The sequence below is a fragment of the Brucella sp. RRSP16 genome (assembly GCF_052246815.1).
Lineage (GTDB): Bacteria > Pseudomonadota > Alphaproteobacteria > Rhizobiales > Rhizobiaceae > Brucella > Brucella intermedia.
Genome location: NZ_JBQQAM010000004.1, coordinates 366572 through 382583, shown reverse-complemented (window position 1 = coordinate 382583; position 16012 = coordinate 366572). Strand labels below are relative to the sequence as shown.

Below are 16012 nucleotides of genomic sequence, written 5' to 3'. Positions count from 1 at the left end.
CTAAACTGATACACATCAATAGAGAGCCAGTCTTCCTTTCCTCGTTCGATCTGAACAGAGCACGCGACCTAAAAATGTCGCATCTCTATCTTGCCCATCTGTCGCATCTGTATATTGCTGTTATACGCATCAATCAGATAATGTATATTATGGAACTATCTGATGTGAAGCGATGGACCCATCGCGATAGTGGTGGATATCGTCCCGGATGCGCGACGGCGATTAACGGCAGGATGCAGATTATAACAGGATCGCCGCTGAAACTGTGCATGTAAATTTCCAGCGAATCGAGCTGTTTTCAAGCGCATTCCAACTGACATTCAAATGTCGGAAATCGCGGGAAATGCGGCGTTTTCTGGGCACATCCAGATGGCATTCCGGCTTTGTAAATCAGATGAAAACCCGTGACCCCGTACCAGAAGTTAAGCGCGCGAATTACTCAAAAAATTGTGAATATATTAATTAAGTCAAAGTGTTGATAAGTTCTCTTGCAAGTGGCGATCTTATAAATAAGATGCGGGGCATTTCAAAAATTTCAAAGGAGGGGTTCTCACATGTATCGCAAATTTCTACTGACAGGTGTATGTCTTCTGGCGCTGGCCGGTGCTGCTTCAGCCGAAACCGTTCTCAATCGCGGCAACGACACCGACCCGGCGACGCTGGACCATCACCGCACCTCGACTGTGTCCGAAGGCAATGTCCTGCGCGACCTTTATGACGGCCTGACCATTCAGGACGCCAAGGGCGAGGCAATTCCCGGCGTTGCGAAATCCTGGGATATTTCCGAAGACGGCACCGTCTACACCTTCCATCTGCGCGACAATGCGAAATGGTCGAACGGCGACCCGGTTACCGCCGGCGATTTCCAGTTCACCTTCCGCCGCCTGATGGACCCGAAGACAGCCGCCGGTTATGCCAGCATGCTGTTCGTCATCAAGAATGCCGAAGACATTGCCGGCGGCAAGAAGCCGACCGACCAGCTCGGCGTGGAAGCCGTCGACGACCATACGCTCAAGGTGACGTTGAACTCCCCTGCTCCGTATTTCCTTGAGCTTCTGACCCACCAGACCGGCTTCCCGCTGCACCAGAAGAGCGTCGAGGCCAATGGCGACAAGTTCACCACGCCCGGCAAGATGGTGACGAACGGCGCCTATATGCTGGAAAGCTTCACCCCGAACGACAAGATCGTGATGAAGAAGAACCCGCATTACTACGAAGCGGATCAGGTGAAGATCGATACGATCAACTGGATACCGTTCGAGGACCGCGCAAGCTGCATGCGCCGTTTCGAGGCGAAGGAAGTGCAGGTCTGCTCCGACGTTCCGGCCGAGCAGATGGACTATGTGAAAAAGAACCTTTCCAAGGAATTCCGCCTGGCGCCTTATCTCGGCGTCTACTATCTGCCGGTGAAGGGCAAGACCGCCGACAGCAAGCTGAAGGACCCGCGCGTCCGTCAGGCTATTTCGCTAGCCATTGACCGCGATTTCATCGCCGATCAGGTCTGGCAGGGCACGATGCTGCCCGGCTATTCGATGGTTCCTCCCCATATCGCCAATTATGTTGAAGATGCGCCAAGGCTGAAATATTCCGACGATATGCTGGAGCGTGAAGACAAGGCCAAGGAACTGTTGAAGGAAGCAGGCGTCGAACCGAATACGCTTTCGGTCGAACTGCGTTATAACACTTCGGAAAACAACAAGAACACCATGGCTGCCATCGCCGACCAGCTTGGCAATATCGGCATCAAGGCTTCGCTGAACGAAACCGAAGGCGCGACCTATTTCAACTACATGCGTGACGATGGTCCGTTCGATATTGCCCGTGCTGCCTGGATCGGCGACTACAACGATCCGCAGAACTTCCTCTACATCAGCCAGAGCGACGTGAGCTTCAACTATTCCAAGGTGAAGAACGCCGATTATGATGCGTTGATGGAAAAGGCTGCAAAAACCCTTGATCTCAAGGAACGCGCCAAGACGCTTGCCGAAGCCGAACAGCTGAAGCTCGATGAACTGAGCAATATTCCGATCCTCTATTATTCGTCGCGCGCCCTTGTTTCGGACAAGGTCGAGGGTTGGACCGACAACCTGATGGATGTCCACAAGACGCGCTGGCTTTCCTTAAAACAATAAATTTTCAGCTTGGGCTGCGCTTATCGGCGCGGCCCATTTTTTCTTCCGGCAGTTCCGGAAGGCCCTTTTGCGGGGCGAACATTTTGTAAAAAAGTATATGGGAGTTTTTCATGGTTCGCGGAATTTTGATGACAGGCGTTTGCCTGATGGCGCTGGCAGGTGCCGCATCGGCAGAAACAGTGCTCAACCGGGGCAACGATACCGATCCCGCCACGCTGGACCAGCAACACACGACAACAGTTTCGGAAAACCGTGTCCTGCGCGACCTTTATGAAGGTCTGCTTGTGCAGAACGAGAAGGGTGAGGCCATTCCTGGCGCCGCATCCTCATGGGACATCTCCGAAGACGGCCTCATCTACACGTTCCACATGCGCGAGAACGCCAAGTGGTCGAATGGCGATCCCGTCACCGCTGGCGATTTCGAATTCACTTTCCACCGCATCATGGACCCGAAAACCGCCGCCGGTTATGCCAGCGTCCTTTACGCCATCAAGAATGCCGAGGAAGTCGCTACCGGCAAGATGCCGCTGGACCAGCTGGGCGTGAAGGCGTTTGACGACAAGACTTTGCAGATCACGCTCAAGAACCCTGCCCCTTACTTTCTGGAACTGCTCACCCACCAGACCGGTTTTCCGCTCAACCGGAAAGCGGTCGAGAAGTTCGGCGACAAGTTCACCCTGCCCGGCAATCTCGTGACCAATGGCGCCTATACGCTTGTCAGCTTCAATCCCAATGACAAGATTTCCATGAAGAAGAACCCCAACTACTGGGATGCTTCCAATGTGAAGATCGATGCAGTGAACTGGATACCGTTTGAAGACCGTGCAAGCTGCATGCGCCGTTTTGAAGCGAAGGAAGTCGATATCTGTTCCGATGTTCCGGCCGAGCAGATGGACTATGTGAAGAAGAACCTGAGCGGCCAGTTCCGCCTCGCCCCATATCTCGGCATCTATTATATCGACATCAAGGGCGAGCCGTCGAGCAAGCTGCGCGATCCGCGTGTGCGCCGGGCCATTTCCATGGCTATCGACCGCGATTTCCTCGCCGATGAAGTCTGGCGCGGCGTCATGCTGCCAGCCAGTTCCATGGTGCCGCCCGGCATCGTGAATTACGTCAAGGACGCTCCGAAGCTGGATTTCGCCGATGCGGACATTCTGGACCGTGAGGACAAGGCCAAAACGCTGCTGAAGGAAGCCGGTGTCGAGCCGGGAAGCCTTTCGGTGACCCTGCGCTACAACACTTCGGAAAACCACAAGAATACCATGGCGGCCATCGCCAATATGCTGGGCAATATCGGCATCAAGGCCACGCTCAACGAGGTCGAGGGTACGACCTTCTACAACTACCTTCAGGAAAAGGGGATGTTCGACATTACCCGCGACGGCTGGATCGGCGATTACAATGATCCGAATTCGTTCCTGGAGCTTTATACCACCGGCAATTATTTCAATTACGCCGAATGGTCGAACAAGGATTACGACGCGCTGATGGCGAAATCCGCCACGACGACCAATCTCGCTGACCGGGCAAACATTCTCGCAGACGCAGAGAAAATCCTGCTCAGCGAGGGGGCCGTCGTTCCGCTGATGTATTATTCGTCCACCGCGCTCGTTGCCGACCGTGTTCAGGGTTATGAAAACAACCTGATGAATTCGCACGGCACCCGCTGGTTATCCTTGAAGAACTGAAAACACAAGAAAAACAAGGCCCAAGAAGCATTTTCCAGCCAAAGGCGCGAAGCGGTTTTGCATAAGGAAAATGCATAAAACAAAGAGTTTGGGATTTGCCGGACCGCTGCACGGCGGTTCGGCAAAGAAGGGAAAAGAACATGCTGGGCTATACGCTCCGACGATTGGGTAGTGCGATACCCACGATATTCATCATCATCACGCTGACATTCTTTGCGATCCGGCTGGCGCCCGGCGGACCTTTCGACCTTGAAAGGCCCATCGACCCCCTGATCCTGGAAAACCTCAAGAAGGCCTATAATATGGATGCGCCGCTATGGCAGCAGTATCTGATTTATCTGGGCAATCTTCTGCATGGCGATCTTGGACCGAGCTTCACGCGCCGCGACTTCTCCGTGAATGATCTCTTCGCTTCCGGCCTGCCGGTATCGATCGTTCTCGGCACGCTCGGCCTGACGCTTGCGGCAATCATCGGAACGTTTCTCGGCACGCTTGCAGCCCTGAAGCAGAACTCGACCATCGACTATTTCGTCGTGGCGCTCGCCACTTTCGGCATCACCACGCCGAACTTCGTCGTGGCCCCTCTCCTCAGCCTTCTGTTCGGTGTCATTCTCGGCTGGGTTCCGGCGGGCGGCTGGTCCTCGGCCAATATAACCTACTGGATACTGCCGGTCCTTACCCTGGCACTGCCGCAGGTGGGCGTCATTGCGCGTCTCGTGCGCGGCGCAACGATCGAGGCGCTGCGCGCCAATCACGTGCGCACGGCGCGCGCCTATGGCCTGCCTTCCCGCGTGGTTGTCGGCGTGCACGCCTTGCGCGCCGCCATGCTTCCCGCCGTTTCCTATCTCGGCCCCACCGCCGCCGGCCTTCTCACCGGTTCGGTCGTGGTCGAGACGATCTTCGGCATCCCCGGCATCGGCCGTTACTTCGTGCAGGGCGCGCTCAGCCGCGATTACACCCTCGTCATGGGAACCGTTGTCGTCATTTCGATCTTCATCGTGGTTTTCAACCTGATCGTCGATCTTCTTTATGCATGGCTTGATCCGAGGGTTCGCTATGACTGATCTTTCCGTTCCGACCGAAACAGCCCGGCTGGAAGTTCCAAGCCGCTCCCTCTGGCAGGATGCATGGCTGCGCCTGCGCAAGAACAGGGCCGCCGTGGCGAGCGCCATCGCCCTTCTCGTGATGGCTTTTCTGGGCGTGTTCGGCCCCATGCTGAGCCCGCATCCCTATGACAAGATCTATCCGCAGTTCGTGCGCGTGGCTCCGAGCCTCGAAGCCTATCCGCGCGCGGATACGATCATGCCGGGCCTTGAACGCGAACTGGCCCGTGCACGGCTGAAAGCCGCCGGCGAACCGGAATTGACCGGCAACAATGTCGTTGTCAATTTCACCTCGCAGCGCCCGACAGATGACCGCGTGCTGCGTTATTTCCAGCGTTCCGACCTGTTCAGCAATCCCAAGATCGATATCGCGTCCGATGGGTTGTCGGGCAAGCTTACGCTCGACGTGACGCGCAACTATTTCCTGCTCGGCACCGATAATCTGGGCCGCGATCTGATGACCCGCATCTTCGTCGGCGTTCGCATGTCGCTTGCCATCGGCCTGCTGGCTTCCGCCATGTCGCTGATCCTAGGCGTGTCCTTTGGTGCCATCTCCGGCTATCTGGGCGGGCGCATCGACAATGTGATGATGCGGTTTGTCGATATCATCTATTCCCTGCCCTTCATCTTCTTCGTCATATTGATGCTCGTCTTCTTCGGACGATCCATTTTCATCATCTTCATCGCCATCGGCGCGACGGAATGGCTGGATATGGCGCGCATCGTGCGCGGACAGACATTGAGCCTCAAACGGCAGGAATTCGTGCAGGCGGCGGAAGCGCTCGGCGCGACGCGCAGCGGCGTCATTACCCGCCACATCATCCCGAATGCGCTGGGCCCCGTCATCGTTTTCGTGACGCTTCTGGTGCCGAAGGCAATCCTGCTCGAAAGTCTCCTTTCCTTCCTCGGTCTCGGCGTTCAGGACCCCCTCACCTCTCTGGGGCTGCTGATTTCCGAAGGTGCCCAGAACATGCGCGGCGCCAGCTGGCTATTGATCTGGCCTGCCATCACGCTGACCACAATCCTGTTTGCGCTGAACTTCCTTGGCGACGGCCTGCGCGACAGCCTTGACCCGAAGGATCGCTGAGATGACAAGTGAAAACATTCTGAGCGTGCGCGACCTGAAGGTCACTTTCGACACGCATGATGGCCCGGTCGAAGCCGTGCGCGGCATCAATCTCGACGTGAAAGCGGGTGAGACCATCGCCATCGTGGGAGAATCCGGTTCGGGCAAGAGCCAGACGACGATGGCGATGATGGGCCTTCTCGCCCAGAACGGCAGGGCTACCGGCCAGGCGCTCTATCGCGGGCAGGACCTGATCGGCATGCCCGAAAAGAAGCTCAACACCATCCGGGGCGCAAAGATCACCATGATCTTTCAGGAGCCCATGACATCGCTCGATCCGCTTTATCGCATCGGCGACCAGCTTGCAGAGCCGCTCCGCTATCATCGCGGATTGAGCAAGAAGGATGCGCGCCCGCGTATTCTCGAACTGCTCAGGCTCGTCGGCATTCCCGAACCGGAACGCCGCATCGACAGCTATCCATATGAACTGTCGGGCGGCCAGCGCCAGCGCGTCATGATCGCCATGGCGCTCGCCAACGAGCCGGATATCCTGATCGCCGACGAACCGACGACCGCGCTCGACGTCACCATTCAAGCGCAGATTCTCGACCTTCTGGCCAATCTGCAGAAGCGGCTTGGAATGGCGGTGGTTTTCATCACGCATGATCTCGGCATCGTGCGGCGCTTTGCCGACCGGGTTTACGTGATGCGCTCCGGCGAAGTGGTCGAAACGAACGAGACGGAAAAGCTATTCACCGCGCCCGAGCACGCCTATACGAAGATGCTGCTCAACGCCGAGCCGGAAGGCGAAAAAGCCCCTCCCCGCGATGATGCGCCGGTTCTCATTCGCGCCGATAATGTGAAGGTCAATTTTCTCATCAGCAAGCCGTGGCTTGGCGCCGCCAACTACCTCACAGCCGTCAACAATGTCTCGCTGACGCTGAAGCAGGGCCAGACCATCGGCATTGTGGGCGAATCCGGTTCGGGCAAGTCCACGCTGGGGCGCGCCATCCTGCGGCTGATAGCCTCCGAGGGCCGCATCGCCTATCTCGGGCAGGAATTGCCGCACGAGCCGCAAGCAATGCGCCCCAAGCGCCGTGAATTGCAGCTCGTCTTTCAGGACCCGTTCGGCTCGCTGAGCCCGCGCATGACGGTCGGACGCATCATTACCGAGGGGCTTCTGATCCACGAACCGAACCTTTCGGCAAAGGAACGCGACCGCCGCGCGCAGGAGGCGCTGAAGGAAGTCGGCCTCGATCCGGCCATGCGCAACCGCTATCCGCACGAGTTTTCAGGCGGCCAGCGCCAGCGCATCGCCATTGCGCGCACGATGATCCTGAAACCGCGCGTCATCGTGCTCGATGAGCCGACAAGTGCGCTCGACCGTTCGGTCCAGAAGCAGATCGTCACGCTTCTGCGCGACCTGCAAAAGGACCATGGACTGTCCTATCTCTTCATCAGCCACGACATGGCGGTCGTGCGCGCCGTCTCGGACTATGTGATCGTGATGAAGAACGGCAAGATCGTCGAACAGGGCGACACCGAACAGGTCTTCGACCGCCCGCGCGAAGACTATACCAGGGCCTTGATGGCGGCGGCGCTCAGCGAAGAACGCTTCGGCACAGGACGAGCCAGAGGAAATGGGCCTGAAATTCAGGCCCATTTTCATTGCTGACCAGAGGGTTCAGGCGACGCTGTGCAGTTCGGTGCATACCTTGTTGCGTCCCAGATGCTTGGCGCGATAAAGCGCGGCATCCGCCCGCTGGAACACGGTCAGGAAATCACGGTCTCCCGGCGTACAGAATGCGATGCCCGCACTGGTCGTCGTGGAAAAATCTCCGGCCAGAGCTTCAAAAACTGTCGCCGCGAAGGCCTTGCGGATCGCATCCGCCATGGCGAGAACCTCGCTGTTCTGCTTCTGCCGCAGGACCAGGACGAATTCCTCGCCACCGACACGGGAAATCAGCGCCTCGCATCTGACATGGCTGCGCAGGACATTGGAAAAGGTTCCAAGCACCTCATCGCCGATGATGTGGCCGTGCGTATCGTTGATCGACTTGAACGCATCGAGGTCGAAGATCACGACGGAATCCCCGAGCTGCAATTCATTGTCGGTCAGCACATCGTAAAGGGCGCGCCTGTTCAGCAAACCGGTCAGGCTGTCGGTGCGCGCATCATTGGCATGGCGGCGCGCAATACGCGACTGGGTGAAATTCAGCGACAGGGCGCCAATGCCCGTAATCCCGATGATGGCCGTTATCGCATTGATATTTTCAGCCCAGTTGCTGGGAATGGCGGTCATCACCCATTGCCGTTCATAAAGGATCACGGCACCGCACAGAAAGAACGAGATCGCCGTCAGGACATAAAGCGCGATCATGCCTGTCACGGGCACCGGCGCCTCGCGATAGACATGGAAATATTCCTTCGCGGTCAGCAGGAGCAACAGGGCCGATGTCAGGTTGAAAATTGCCGTGCCGGTGCCCGTCTGTCCCGCCAGGATCGGCAGCACCGTCGCGCTGATGACGGCAATCGCCAGAACGATCAAAAAGCGGCTGCGAACCGCACGGCCCGAAATCTGCCGCGAACCGAGGATCAGCAGTATGAAGCCAAGGCTTTCGAGGGTGAAGGCAATGATGGAGGCCGTGGCCAGCGGCAACGGACCGGCATAATAAAGCACCGCCCCCGTGCCGAGCAGGATCATGCCAAGGCAACCCCATAACAGGAAGCTGTCGCGGGAGTTCTGGTACCAGACACTCAGGATCGTCAGGGCCACTGCCAGGGAGCAGATACCCGCCGCAAAAAACAGAGTATTCTCGTCAAAACCCAAGGATGCGTTCCCCCAACCGCAAGATGCTGCCCGACAGAGTGTAATTCAGCTCTTTGTAATAAGCGATAAGCAATGTGCCTGTGCGTCTCTCCTGGCAGCCCTTGTCATTTCAGGCGCCATTTCCATCAAATTGACAGGGTCCTGCCCCTAAACCCCAGAAGCTGAAAACTTTTTTATTCCGGCCACTTGAACGGCCGTGGCGGCTTACTAAATCGACGCCGTCACACTAACATTTTCGTTCGATCAAATGGAGGTTCTGATGAGCGACCGTTTGTTTGACAGCCCTGTATTTGTTAAGGATGGGCCCTATCTCATTCGCGAAATTGCCTGCGTTGAAGATGCAATAGATTATCTTTATGAATGGCCGGAGCATGACCGCGATGTCATATATGAAATGACATGGAAGGCATGTTGTGATGCGCAGAACGGTCTCAAACCCCTGCACGTCGCGCGCCATGCGGTAGCAGGCTTCGCCCTCAAGCGAAATATTCTCGAAGAACCGCAAACAGCAATTCCGTGGGCACCGAACGTTCGATCTGGCGGCGGCAGAGTTCCGGCATAGGAGCTTCGCTCATGCACTGGTATTTTATAATAGAGGGTACGATCCTTGCGGCTTTTCTGACGGTGACAGCCGCGCTGGTATGGAAAAACCTGCGCAGGCACTGATTATCCAAGGCAAAACCCCGGCACCGATGGGCCGGGGTTTTGCATTTCTGGATAGACGTGCATCTCCAATGTTCGGTTGAAACGGGAAATGCCCTCTCCTCCAGGCTACATCATGCTGCCAGCGAAGCCATGTCGATGACGAAGCGGTAGCGCACGTCACTCTTCAGGACGCGTTCATAGGCTTCGTTGATCTCCTGGATATTGATCTTCTCGATTTCGGAAACGATGTTGTGCTGGCCGCAGAAGTCCAGCATTTCCTGCGTTTCCTTGATCGAGCCGATCATCGATCCCGCAAGCGACTTGCGGCCCGGAATGAGCGAGAAGGCATGCACAGGCACCATATGTTCCGGCACGCCGACAACAACCATGGTGCCGTTTACCTTGAGCAGCGCAAGATAGGCATTCCAGTCGATGGCGACGCCAACCGTGCAGATGATGAGGTCGAACGTTCCGGCCAGCTTCTGGAAGGTGGCAGCGTCGCTGGTGGCGTAATATTCATGGGCGCCGAGCTTGAGACCGTCTTCCTTCTTGGAAAGCGACTGGCTCAGCACCGTCACATGCGCGCCCATGGCATTGGCGAGCTTGACGCCCATATGCCCGAGCCCGCCCATGCCGATGATCGCGACCCGCTTGCCCGGACCTGCATTCCAGTGGCGCAGCGGCGAATAAAGCGTGATGCCCGCGCACAGCAGCGGAGCTGCCGCATCGAGCGGAAGATTGTCGGGCATGGAAAGGACATATCCTTCCTTCACGACGATATGGTCCGAATATCCGCCCTGCGTCCGTTCCTTTCCTTCGGCGTCGAAGGTGTTGTAGGTCTGGATGAGGCCCGGAAGATATTGCTCGTTGTCGACATCCCGGCTGGCGCAGCCGACGCAGGAATCCACGAAGCAGCCGACGCCGACCTTGTCGCCGACCTTGAATTTGGTGACCGCATCGCCGACGGCAGTCACGACGCCCGCGATTTCATGTCCCGGAACGATGGGATAAACGGCATTCTTCCATTCATTGCGAACGGTATGGATGTCGGAATGGCAGACGCCGCAATACTGGATCGAGATGACCACGTCATCCGCGTTGGGCTCGCGCCGTTCAAATGTGAACGGAACCAACGGCTCGTCTGCATCCGTAGCAGCATAACCTCTTGCTATGGCCATGATAGACTCCATTTATTGGATTGGGGAAGCAGGCGGAATATGCCGGAGACACGGGCAGATGCGGTAGACCGATCCTGCAAGCTTCTTGCACGATCCTGCAAAACTGCCTGTTTCGCGATTGCCGATACCGACCCGCTTGCGCAATAATTGCTCTATTCCACATCGTCTGAACCGGATCATCCATGACGTCATTGACAGAGACCTATAACGAGCTTGCCGCTCTCGCGGAGCGTTTCACCGCACAGGACGGCGAATACCGCATGCCGATCGAAGGTCTGTCGATCAGCAGGCGCACGACACCAAGCATACCGTGCCACAGCAGTTACAGGCCCTGCCTCGCCATGGTGCTGCAAGGCGCAAAATCGCTGCGCCTCGGTTCCGAAACGATCAACTATACCAAGGGCGAGTATCTGGTGACGTCGCTGGACCTGCCGGTCACATGGCGGGTGGTGGAGGCGAGCCCGGAAGCGCCGCATCTGTGCCTGGCGCTCGCCATCGACAGCGAGAAACTGACCGATCTGATCGGCCGCGTGGATGTTCGCAGACGGATGCTAGCCGATGGGGATCAATGGGGAATAACCGTCAATGCCGCGCCTGCGGGCCTGCTGGATGCAGCCTTGCGCCTGCTGCGCCTTCTCGACAACCCCGACGATATTCCGGTGATGGCGCCCCTGATCGAACAGGAAATCCTCTATCGCCTTCTGACGGGTCCCGGCGGCGAGCGACTGATCAACATCGCCACCGCCGACAGCCAGGCCAACCGTATAGCGCGGGCTATCGCATGGCTTCGCCAGAACTTTGCCGCACCGTTGCGGATCGAACAGCTTGCCGAACACGTCAATATGAGCGCGTCGTCGTTTCATCACCATTTCAAGGCGATCACGGCGATGACGCCGGTACAGTATCAAAAGCAGCTCCGCCTCAACGAAGCCCGCAGGCTGATGCTGGTCGAGCGGCTGGACGCCGGTACGGCAGGCCATCGCGTCGGCTATCAAAGCCCGTCGCAGTTCAGCCGCGAATATAGCCGCTTCTACGGCAACCCGCCGATGCGCGACATCGAAGCCGCCTGAATGACAAAACGGCGGAACTATCATTCCGCCGTTCTTTAAAGAGCATCCCGAAAAGTGTGAAACGGTTTTCGGGAAAGATCGCCCAAAACAATGGGACAGAGCGCCGATCTGATCCCGTCAGATCGGCGCTTTGTTGTCAGTGGGTCTGGCTGTTGCGGACCGTTGCAACATCCGCCGCCTTCACCGGCCCGGCGCTGTTGCCCCATGCGGAGCGCACAAAGGTAGCCAGTTCGGCAACTTCATCGTCCGTCAGGCGGTCGGCGTAGCCCTGCATCACAAGGCGCATCGGACGCTTTGCCGTGGACGGAACCTCGGCGCCGTGCAGGATGATCGAGATCAGCGGCTTCGTTTCCGAACCTGTCACCAGATCGTTGCCGGCAAGCTCGGGGAATATCCCCGGAGCGCCCCTGCCCGACACGAAATGGCAGGCAGCACAGTTGTCGAGATAGAGCCGCGCACCAAGCGGCATATCCGGAGAGGCTTCGGTCAGCATCTTTGTCGTTGCTTCACCGGCGGCATCAGCCGGGGCGGCTGGCAATGCCTTGGATGCCTTCACGGCAAACTCCTGCGGCACTTCAACGGCAGCACCGTCAATCCCCTTCAGGAATGCGGCGATCGCCAAATTGTCGGCATCGGTGAGATGCTGAAGCGAATGTTCGACCGCAAGGCCCATTTCGCCATTGGCCGTGGAGTAGGAATTGCGGCCTGTTGCAAGATAGGTCGCCAGTTCCTCGATGGACCACTTCTGCGGAGCGGAATTTGCGCCGCGCAGCGACGGTGCGTTCCAGCCATCGACGACGCCGCCGGTGAGGAAGTCCTTGTCACCGACTTGCGTGCCGCTCTGCGCCATCAGCGGATTGCGCGGGCTGTGGCAGGCGGCGCAGTGAGCCGGGCCCTCGACCAGATACTGGCCGCGATCCTGTGCTTCCGACTTGCCTGCGGCCTTGAAGCCCGCTTCCTGACCGAGAGCCAGCCAGTTCCATGCACGAATGCCGAAACGCATGTTGAACGGAAAGCCGAGCTTGGTTTCCTGAACGACATTGTTCACCGGCTCGACCTGATGCATGAAATAATCATACAGCGCGCGGACATCTTCCTCGGTCAGCTTGCGATAGTTCTCGTAAGGCATTGCCGGATAGAGATGTGAGCCATCGGCACGAATGCCGTCATAGAGAGCGGCGCGGAACTGATCGAGCGTCCAGTTTCCGATGCCGGTTTCCTTGTCCGGGGTGATGTTGGTCGTCCAGATCGTACCCATCGGGCTTGCAATCGGGCGTCCACCGGCAAAAGGCTTGCCGCCTTCCGCCGTGTGGCAGGCCATGCAGTCCGCTGCATACATGACATACTGGCCCTGCCCTTCGGCAGGTTTCCAGTCCGCCGCCAGTTCCCTGGTTGGCTTCGTCAGCTGTACCGGCACGAAGATGAAGGCCAGCAGCGCGACAATTCCGATGACGACGAGAGCGCCGATTATGCGAAGAAAAGTCTTCATCACCATTCTCCTCAGATCAGCGGACGCGGATTGGACAGGTATTGCGTGCGGATCGCATGCGCAGTCGAATAGGCAAGCCCGCCGAGCAGACCCGTCGGATTGTACTGCGTGTTCTGCACGAAATTGCCCGCGCCGGTCAGGAACACATTGTGCTTGTCCCATGCCTGCGAATAGCGGTTGACCACGCCCTCACGCGGATTGTCCGACATGATATGGCCACCCGTATTGTGCGTCGTCTGGTATGGGCGCACGTCATACTGCGCGCCTTCCTTCTTGAAGGACGACTGCATCAGGTCGGGGTTCATCGTCTTGGCCAGCGCTTCCATCTTGGTCTTCATGTACTGGGTCATCCGGATATCATTCGGATTCCAGTTGAAGGTCATGCGCATGAGCGGGCGACCGTGACGGTCCTTGTAGGTCGGGTCCAGATCGAGATGGTTGGTCCGGTAGGACATGTGCGAACCATGGCTGCCGATCGACATGGAATGGCCGTACCATTCGGCGATGGCCTTTTTCCACGCGCCGCCCCATGCCGGTGTACCGGATGGCAGCGCCATGCTGCGGATCGGCTGGCCGTTGGTCTGGCCGGCGCGCCAGTACGAACCGCCGATGAAGCCTTCCCGTCCGAAATCGATCTGGTTGACACCGAAATCGTCGATGCACATGCCATTCGCGCCGGTGCCGATGAAGGGGTTGAATTCCTCATCCTTGAAGAAGAGCGTCACGCCGCCATTCATCTGATAGGCATAGTTGCGCCCGGTGACGCCTTCGCCCGTTACCGGGTCATATGGCTGGCCGATACCCGACAGAAGCGCCAGATGCACGTTGTTGAGCGAGAAGGACGCGAGGATGACGATATCGGCGGGCTGGAAAACTTCTTCCTGCGTCGCCTCGTCGAAATAGGTCACGCCCGTGGCGGTCTTGCCGTCCGGCGCCATTTCAACGCGCAGAACTTCAGACTCCGTGCGATAGGAGAAGTTCGGCATGCGCTTCAGCGCATCGAGGATGGCCGTCTGCGGCGATGATTTGGAATACTGGTAGCAGCCGAAACGCTCGCAGAAACCGCAGTGATTGCACGGCCCCATCTGCATGCCATATTCGTTGACATAGGCGGTCGAGGCAATGCCGCCCGGCGACGGGAACGGGTGATACCCCATGCCCTGAGCCGCATCGGCGAACTTCCGTCCATCCCAGGTCGTGTGCATCGGCGGCATCGGGTAGTCATTGGAACGCCAGCCCTCGAACGGATTGCCGCCTTCGACGATCTTTCCCTTCAGATTGCCCGCCTTGCCGGAAATGCCCGCGATGCGCTCGAAACGGTCGAAGAAAGGCTCCAGCTCGTCATAGTGGATCGGGTAGTCGCCGAGAAGCATGTCTTCGGGAATGATCTGCTCGCCCCAGCGTTCCTTGACATAGGAGCGCAGGCGCAGCTCTTCGGGCTGCGGACGCCAGTTCAGGCCGTTCCAGTGCGTGCCTGCACCGCCGACACCGTTGCCGGGCAGAAACGAGCCGAAGCTGCGGTAGGGCAAGGCGACTTCGTCGGCGTTGCGGCGGATCGTGACGGTCTGCTGGCTGGCGCGCTGCATCATCTTCAGGCGCACGCCGTATTTCAGCTCGTCGATCATGTTGGGATATTTGAAATCCGGGACCGTGTTCTGGTCATGCCCGCGCTCGAGCGCGACGATTTCAAGCCCTTCCTGAGCCAGTTCCATGGACAGGATGGCTCCGGTCCAGCCGAGGCCGACCACAACCACGTCTTTTTTCTTTTCCTGACGTGCCATCGTTAAGCCCTTTCGCCCTTGATCGAGACCGGGCCCAGCGGGTAGCGAACATTGTAGCGTTCGACCCATTCCTTGTAGCTGCCGCGCGCACCGGGGAAGCCGATATAGCTCCACGCCTGCATGCCGTGATTGCCGCCATACATCGGATCGGCGAAATAGCCTTCCTTGGTGTTCTGCAAAAGAAGCGTGAAGAAGTCGCGCAGTTCAGGCTGAAGGCCGACCTCCCCCTTCTGCAGCGAGGTCAGCGCCGCATCCTGCTGTTCCGCAGTTAGGGCGGAGAAAGCCGCGCCGTACTTCTGCTCGCACCATGCGTTGAACGCGGGAATGCCCTGCCGGTAAATCTGCGCAGGGTTCAGCGGTGTCTGCCAGCCACGCGTCGGATCTGCGGACGGATCGTGGGGTCCGACCATGTACCAGTCATCCGCGCGACCGAAATCGCCGGCGAGCTGGAGATCGATGAATACGGGAACACGGGCTTCGATAGCGCCGGGGCCGTCGCCTTCGGACGGAATCAGTCTCGCCGTGGCTGCAAGAACGAAAGCCCATTCGACTTCATTGAAATATTGGCGTTCATATTGTTCGAGTGGAACCGGGGGAGTTTGCGGTTCCGCTTTTGCTGAGACAGCGAGCCCTGAAAGCATCACACTTGCTGCGGAGGCTTTCAGAAAACTGCGACGACTCGGATATCCGGGGAGGTCGGTCATTGTCGTTTCCTGCCGATCTGGTGGGTAAGACTTTTTGAGTGTTTCCGAGAAATTCCACGATACGCAGACGAGAAACATATACGCTGGATACACATACCTTCAGAATAGTTCAAATATCTTGTACCCTAGTTGTGCATAAACATCCCGAGGTCTCTATAAAACCGGGGCTTTAGCGCATTCGGAAAAGCCCCGCAGAACGACCGGAAATCCGCTTGCCTTGGCGGTTTTGCACCTCGTTTTCACAATCACGTGATTGCAGGCACGTGATTGCAGGATTTGCCCGCCGATATTGCCCGGCAACGCCCTTGAGCCCGCTTCCGCAGGGA

13 protein-coding genes are annotated in these 16012 nt (G+C 57.8%); 8 read left to right on the top strand and 5 right to left on the bottom strand.

Annotated elements, in window-relative coordinates; all coding sequences use genetic code 11:
* From ACS5UA_RS09250 to ACS5UA_RS09225, 6 genes are all read left to right on the top strand, one after another.
* A partial coding sequence (locus ACS5UA_RS09250; RefSeq protein ID WP_443101269.1) for a hypothetical protein occupies window positions 1-275 on the top strand: 275 nt, incomplete at its 5' end.
* Window positions 276-554: 279 nt separating this feature from the next.
* Window positions 555-2132, top strand: coding sequence for a peptide ABC transporter substrate-binding protein (locus tag ACS5UA_RS09245; RefSeq protein WP_075041912.1), 1578 nt, complete (start codon window positions 555-557; stop codon window positions 2130-2132).
* A gap of 110 nt (window positions 2133-2242) precedes the next feature.
* Window positions 2243-3820 (top strand): peptide ABC transporter substrate-binding protein, encoded by a 1578-nt coding sequence (locus tag ACS5UA_RS09240; RefSeq protein WP_075041911.1) that lies wholly within the window; start codon window positions 2243-2245, stop codon window positions 3818-3820.
* Window positions 3821-3960: 140 nt separating this feature from the next.
* Window positions 3961-4884, top strand: coding sequence for an ABC transporter permease (locus ACS5UA_RS09235; protein ID WP_021586012.1), 924 nt, complete (start codon window positions 3961-3963; stop codon window positions 4882-4884).
* On the top strand, window positions 4877-6010 hold the full coding sequence (locus tag ACS5UA_RS09230; protein WP_075041910.1) for an ABC transporter permease: 1134 nt from the start codon (window positions 4877-4879) through the stop codon (window positions 6008-6010). The genes ACS5UA_RS09235 and ACS5UA_RS09230 overlap by 8 nt, the downstream gene beginning before the upstream one ends.
* Window position 6011: 1 nt before the next feature.
* Window positions 6012-7664: an ABC transporter ATP-binding protein gene (locus tag ACS5UA_RS09225; RefSeq protein ID WP_443101268.1), complete on the top strand. Its 1653-nt coding sequence runs from the start codon at window positions 6012-6014 to the stop codon at window positions 7662-7664.
* Between the two features lie 9 nt (window positions 7665-7673).
* Here the strand turns inward: ACS5UA_RS09225 and ACS5UA_RS09220 are convergent, their stop codons facing one another.
* On the bottom strand, window positions 7674-8819 hold the full coding sequence (locus tag ACS5UA_RS09220; protein ID WP_443101267.1) for a diguanylate cyclase: 1146 nt from the start codon (window positions 8817-8819) through the stop codon (window positions 7674-7676).
* 259 nt (window positions 8820-9078) lie between these two features.
* Between ACS5UA_RS09220 and ACS5UA_RS09215 the strand changes: the two genes are divergently transcribed.
* Window positions 9079-9381 carry a DUF982 domain-containing protein gene (locus ACS5UA_RS09215; protein WP_063620422.1) on the top strand — a complete coding sequence of 101 codons (303 nt, stop codon included), beginning with the start codon at window positions 9079-9081 and terminating at the stop codon, window positions 9379-9381.
* A 214-nt stretch (window positions 9382-9595) separates the two neighbouring features.
* Here the strand turns inward: ACS5UA_RS09215 and ACS5UA_RS09210 are convergent, their stop codons facing one another.
* Entirely contained in the window at window positions 9596-10642 is a 1047-nt protein-coding gene (locus tag ACS5UA_RS09210) for an NAD(P)-dependent alcohol dehydrogenase (protein ID WP_006471347.1), read from the bottom strand.
* A gap of 182 nt (window positions 10643-10824) precedes the next feature.
* Here ACS5UA_RS09210 and ACS5UA_RS09205 point away from each other — a divergent pair, with 182 nt between their 5' ends.
* The gene (locus ACS5UA_RS09205) at window positions 10825-11712 is read left to right on the top strand and encodes an AraC family transcriptional regulator (protein WP_075041909.1); all 888 of its coding nucleotides are present in this window, start codon (window positions 10825-10827) and stop codon (window positions 11710-11712) included.
* A gap of 136 nt (window positions 11713-11848) precedes the next feature.
* On the opposite strand, the gene ACS5UA_RS09200 is transcribed toward ACS5UA_RS09205, so the two are convergent.
* From ACS5UA_RS09200 to ACS5UA_RS09190, 3 genes are read right to left on the bottom strand one after another with little or no spacing between them, the layout of a single operon-like run.
* Window positions 11849-13201, bottom strand: coding sequence for a cytochrome c (locus ACS5UA_RS09200; RefSeq protein ID WP_443101266.1), 1353 nt, complete (start codon window positions 13199-13201; stop codon window positions 11849-11851).
* 11 nt (window positions 13202-13212) lie between these two features.
* Window positions 13213-14982 carry a GMC family oxidoreductase gene (locus ACS5UA_RS09195; RefSeq protein WP_006471349.1) on the bottom strand — a complete coding sequence of 590 codons (1770 nt, stop codon included), beginning with the start codon at window positions 14980-14982 and terminating at the stop codon, window positions 13213-13215.
* A gap of 2 nt (window positions 14983-14984) precedes the next feature.
* Window positions 14985-15686, bottom strand: a complete 702-nt coding sequence (locus tag ACS5UA_RS09190; protein ID WP_006471350.1) for a gluconate 2-dehydrogenase subunit 3 family protein — start codon at window positions 15684-15686, stop codon at window positions 14985-14987.
* Window positions 15687-16012: the final 326 nt, after the last annotated feature.

Coding starts and splice junctions, on each gene's coding strand:
- ACS5UA_RS09190 (WP_006471350.1), bottom strand. CDS start 15,686: ATGACCGACCTCCCCGGATATCCGAGTCGTCGCAGTTTTCTGAAAGCC.
- ACS5UA_RS09240 (WP_075041911.1), top strand. CDS start 2,243: ATGGTTCGCGGAATTTTGATGACAGGCGTTTGCCTGATGGCGCTGGCA.
- ACS5UA_RS09215 (WP_063620422.1), top strand. CDS start 9,079: ATGAGCGACCGTTTGTTTGACAGCCCTGTATTTGTTAAGGATGGGCCC.
- ACS5UA_RS09200 (WP_443101266.1), bottom strand. CDS start 13,201: ATGAAGACTTTTCTTCGCATAATCGGCGCTCTCGTCGTCATCGGAATT.
- ACS5UA_RS09230 (WP_075041910.1), top strand. CDS start 4,877: ATGACTGATCTTTCCGTTCCGACCGAAACAGCCCGGCTGGAAGTTCCA.
- ACS5UA_RS09245 (WP_075041912.1), top strand. CDS start 555: ATGTATCGCAAATTTCTACTGACAGGTGTATGTCTTCTGGCGCTGGCC.
- ACS5UA_RS09210 (WP_006471347.1), bottom strand. CDS start 10,642: ATGGCCATAGCAAGAGGTTATGCTGCTACGGATGCAGACGAGCCGTTG.
- ACS5UA_RS09205 (WP_075041909.1), top strand. CDS start 10,825: ATGACGTCATTGACAGAGACCTATAACGAGCTTGCCGCTCTCGCGGAG.
- ACS5UA_RS09225 (WP_443101268.1), top strand. CDS start 6,012: ATGACAAGTGAAAACATTCTGAGCGTGCGCGACCTGAAGGTCACTTTC.
- ACS5UA_RS09235 (WP_021586012.1), top strand. CDS start 3,961: ATGCTGGGCTATACGCTCCGACGATTGGGTAGTGCGATACCCACGATA.
- ACS5UA_RS09195 (WP_006471349.1), bottom strand. CDS start 14,982: ATGGCACGTCAGGAAAAGAAAAAAGACGTGGTTGTGGTCGGCCTCGGC.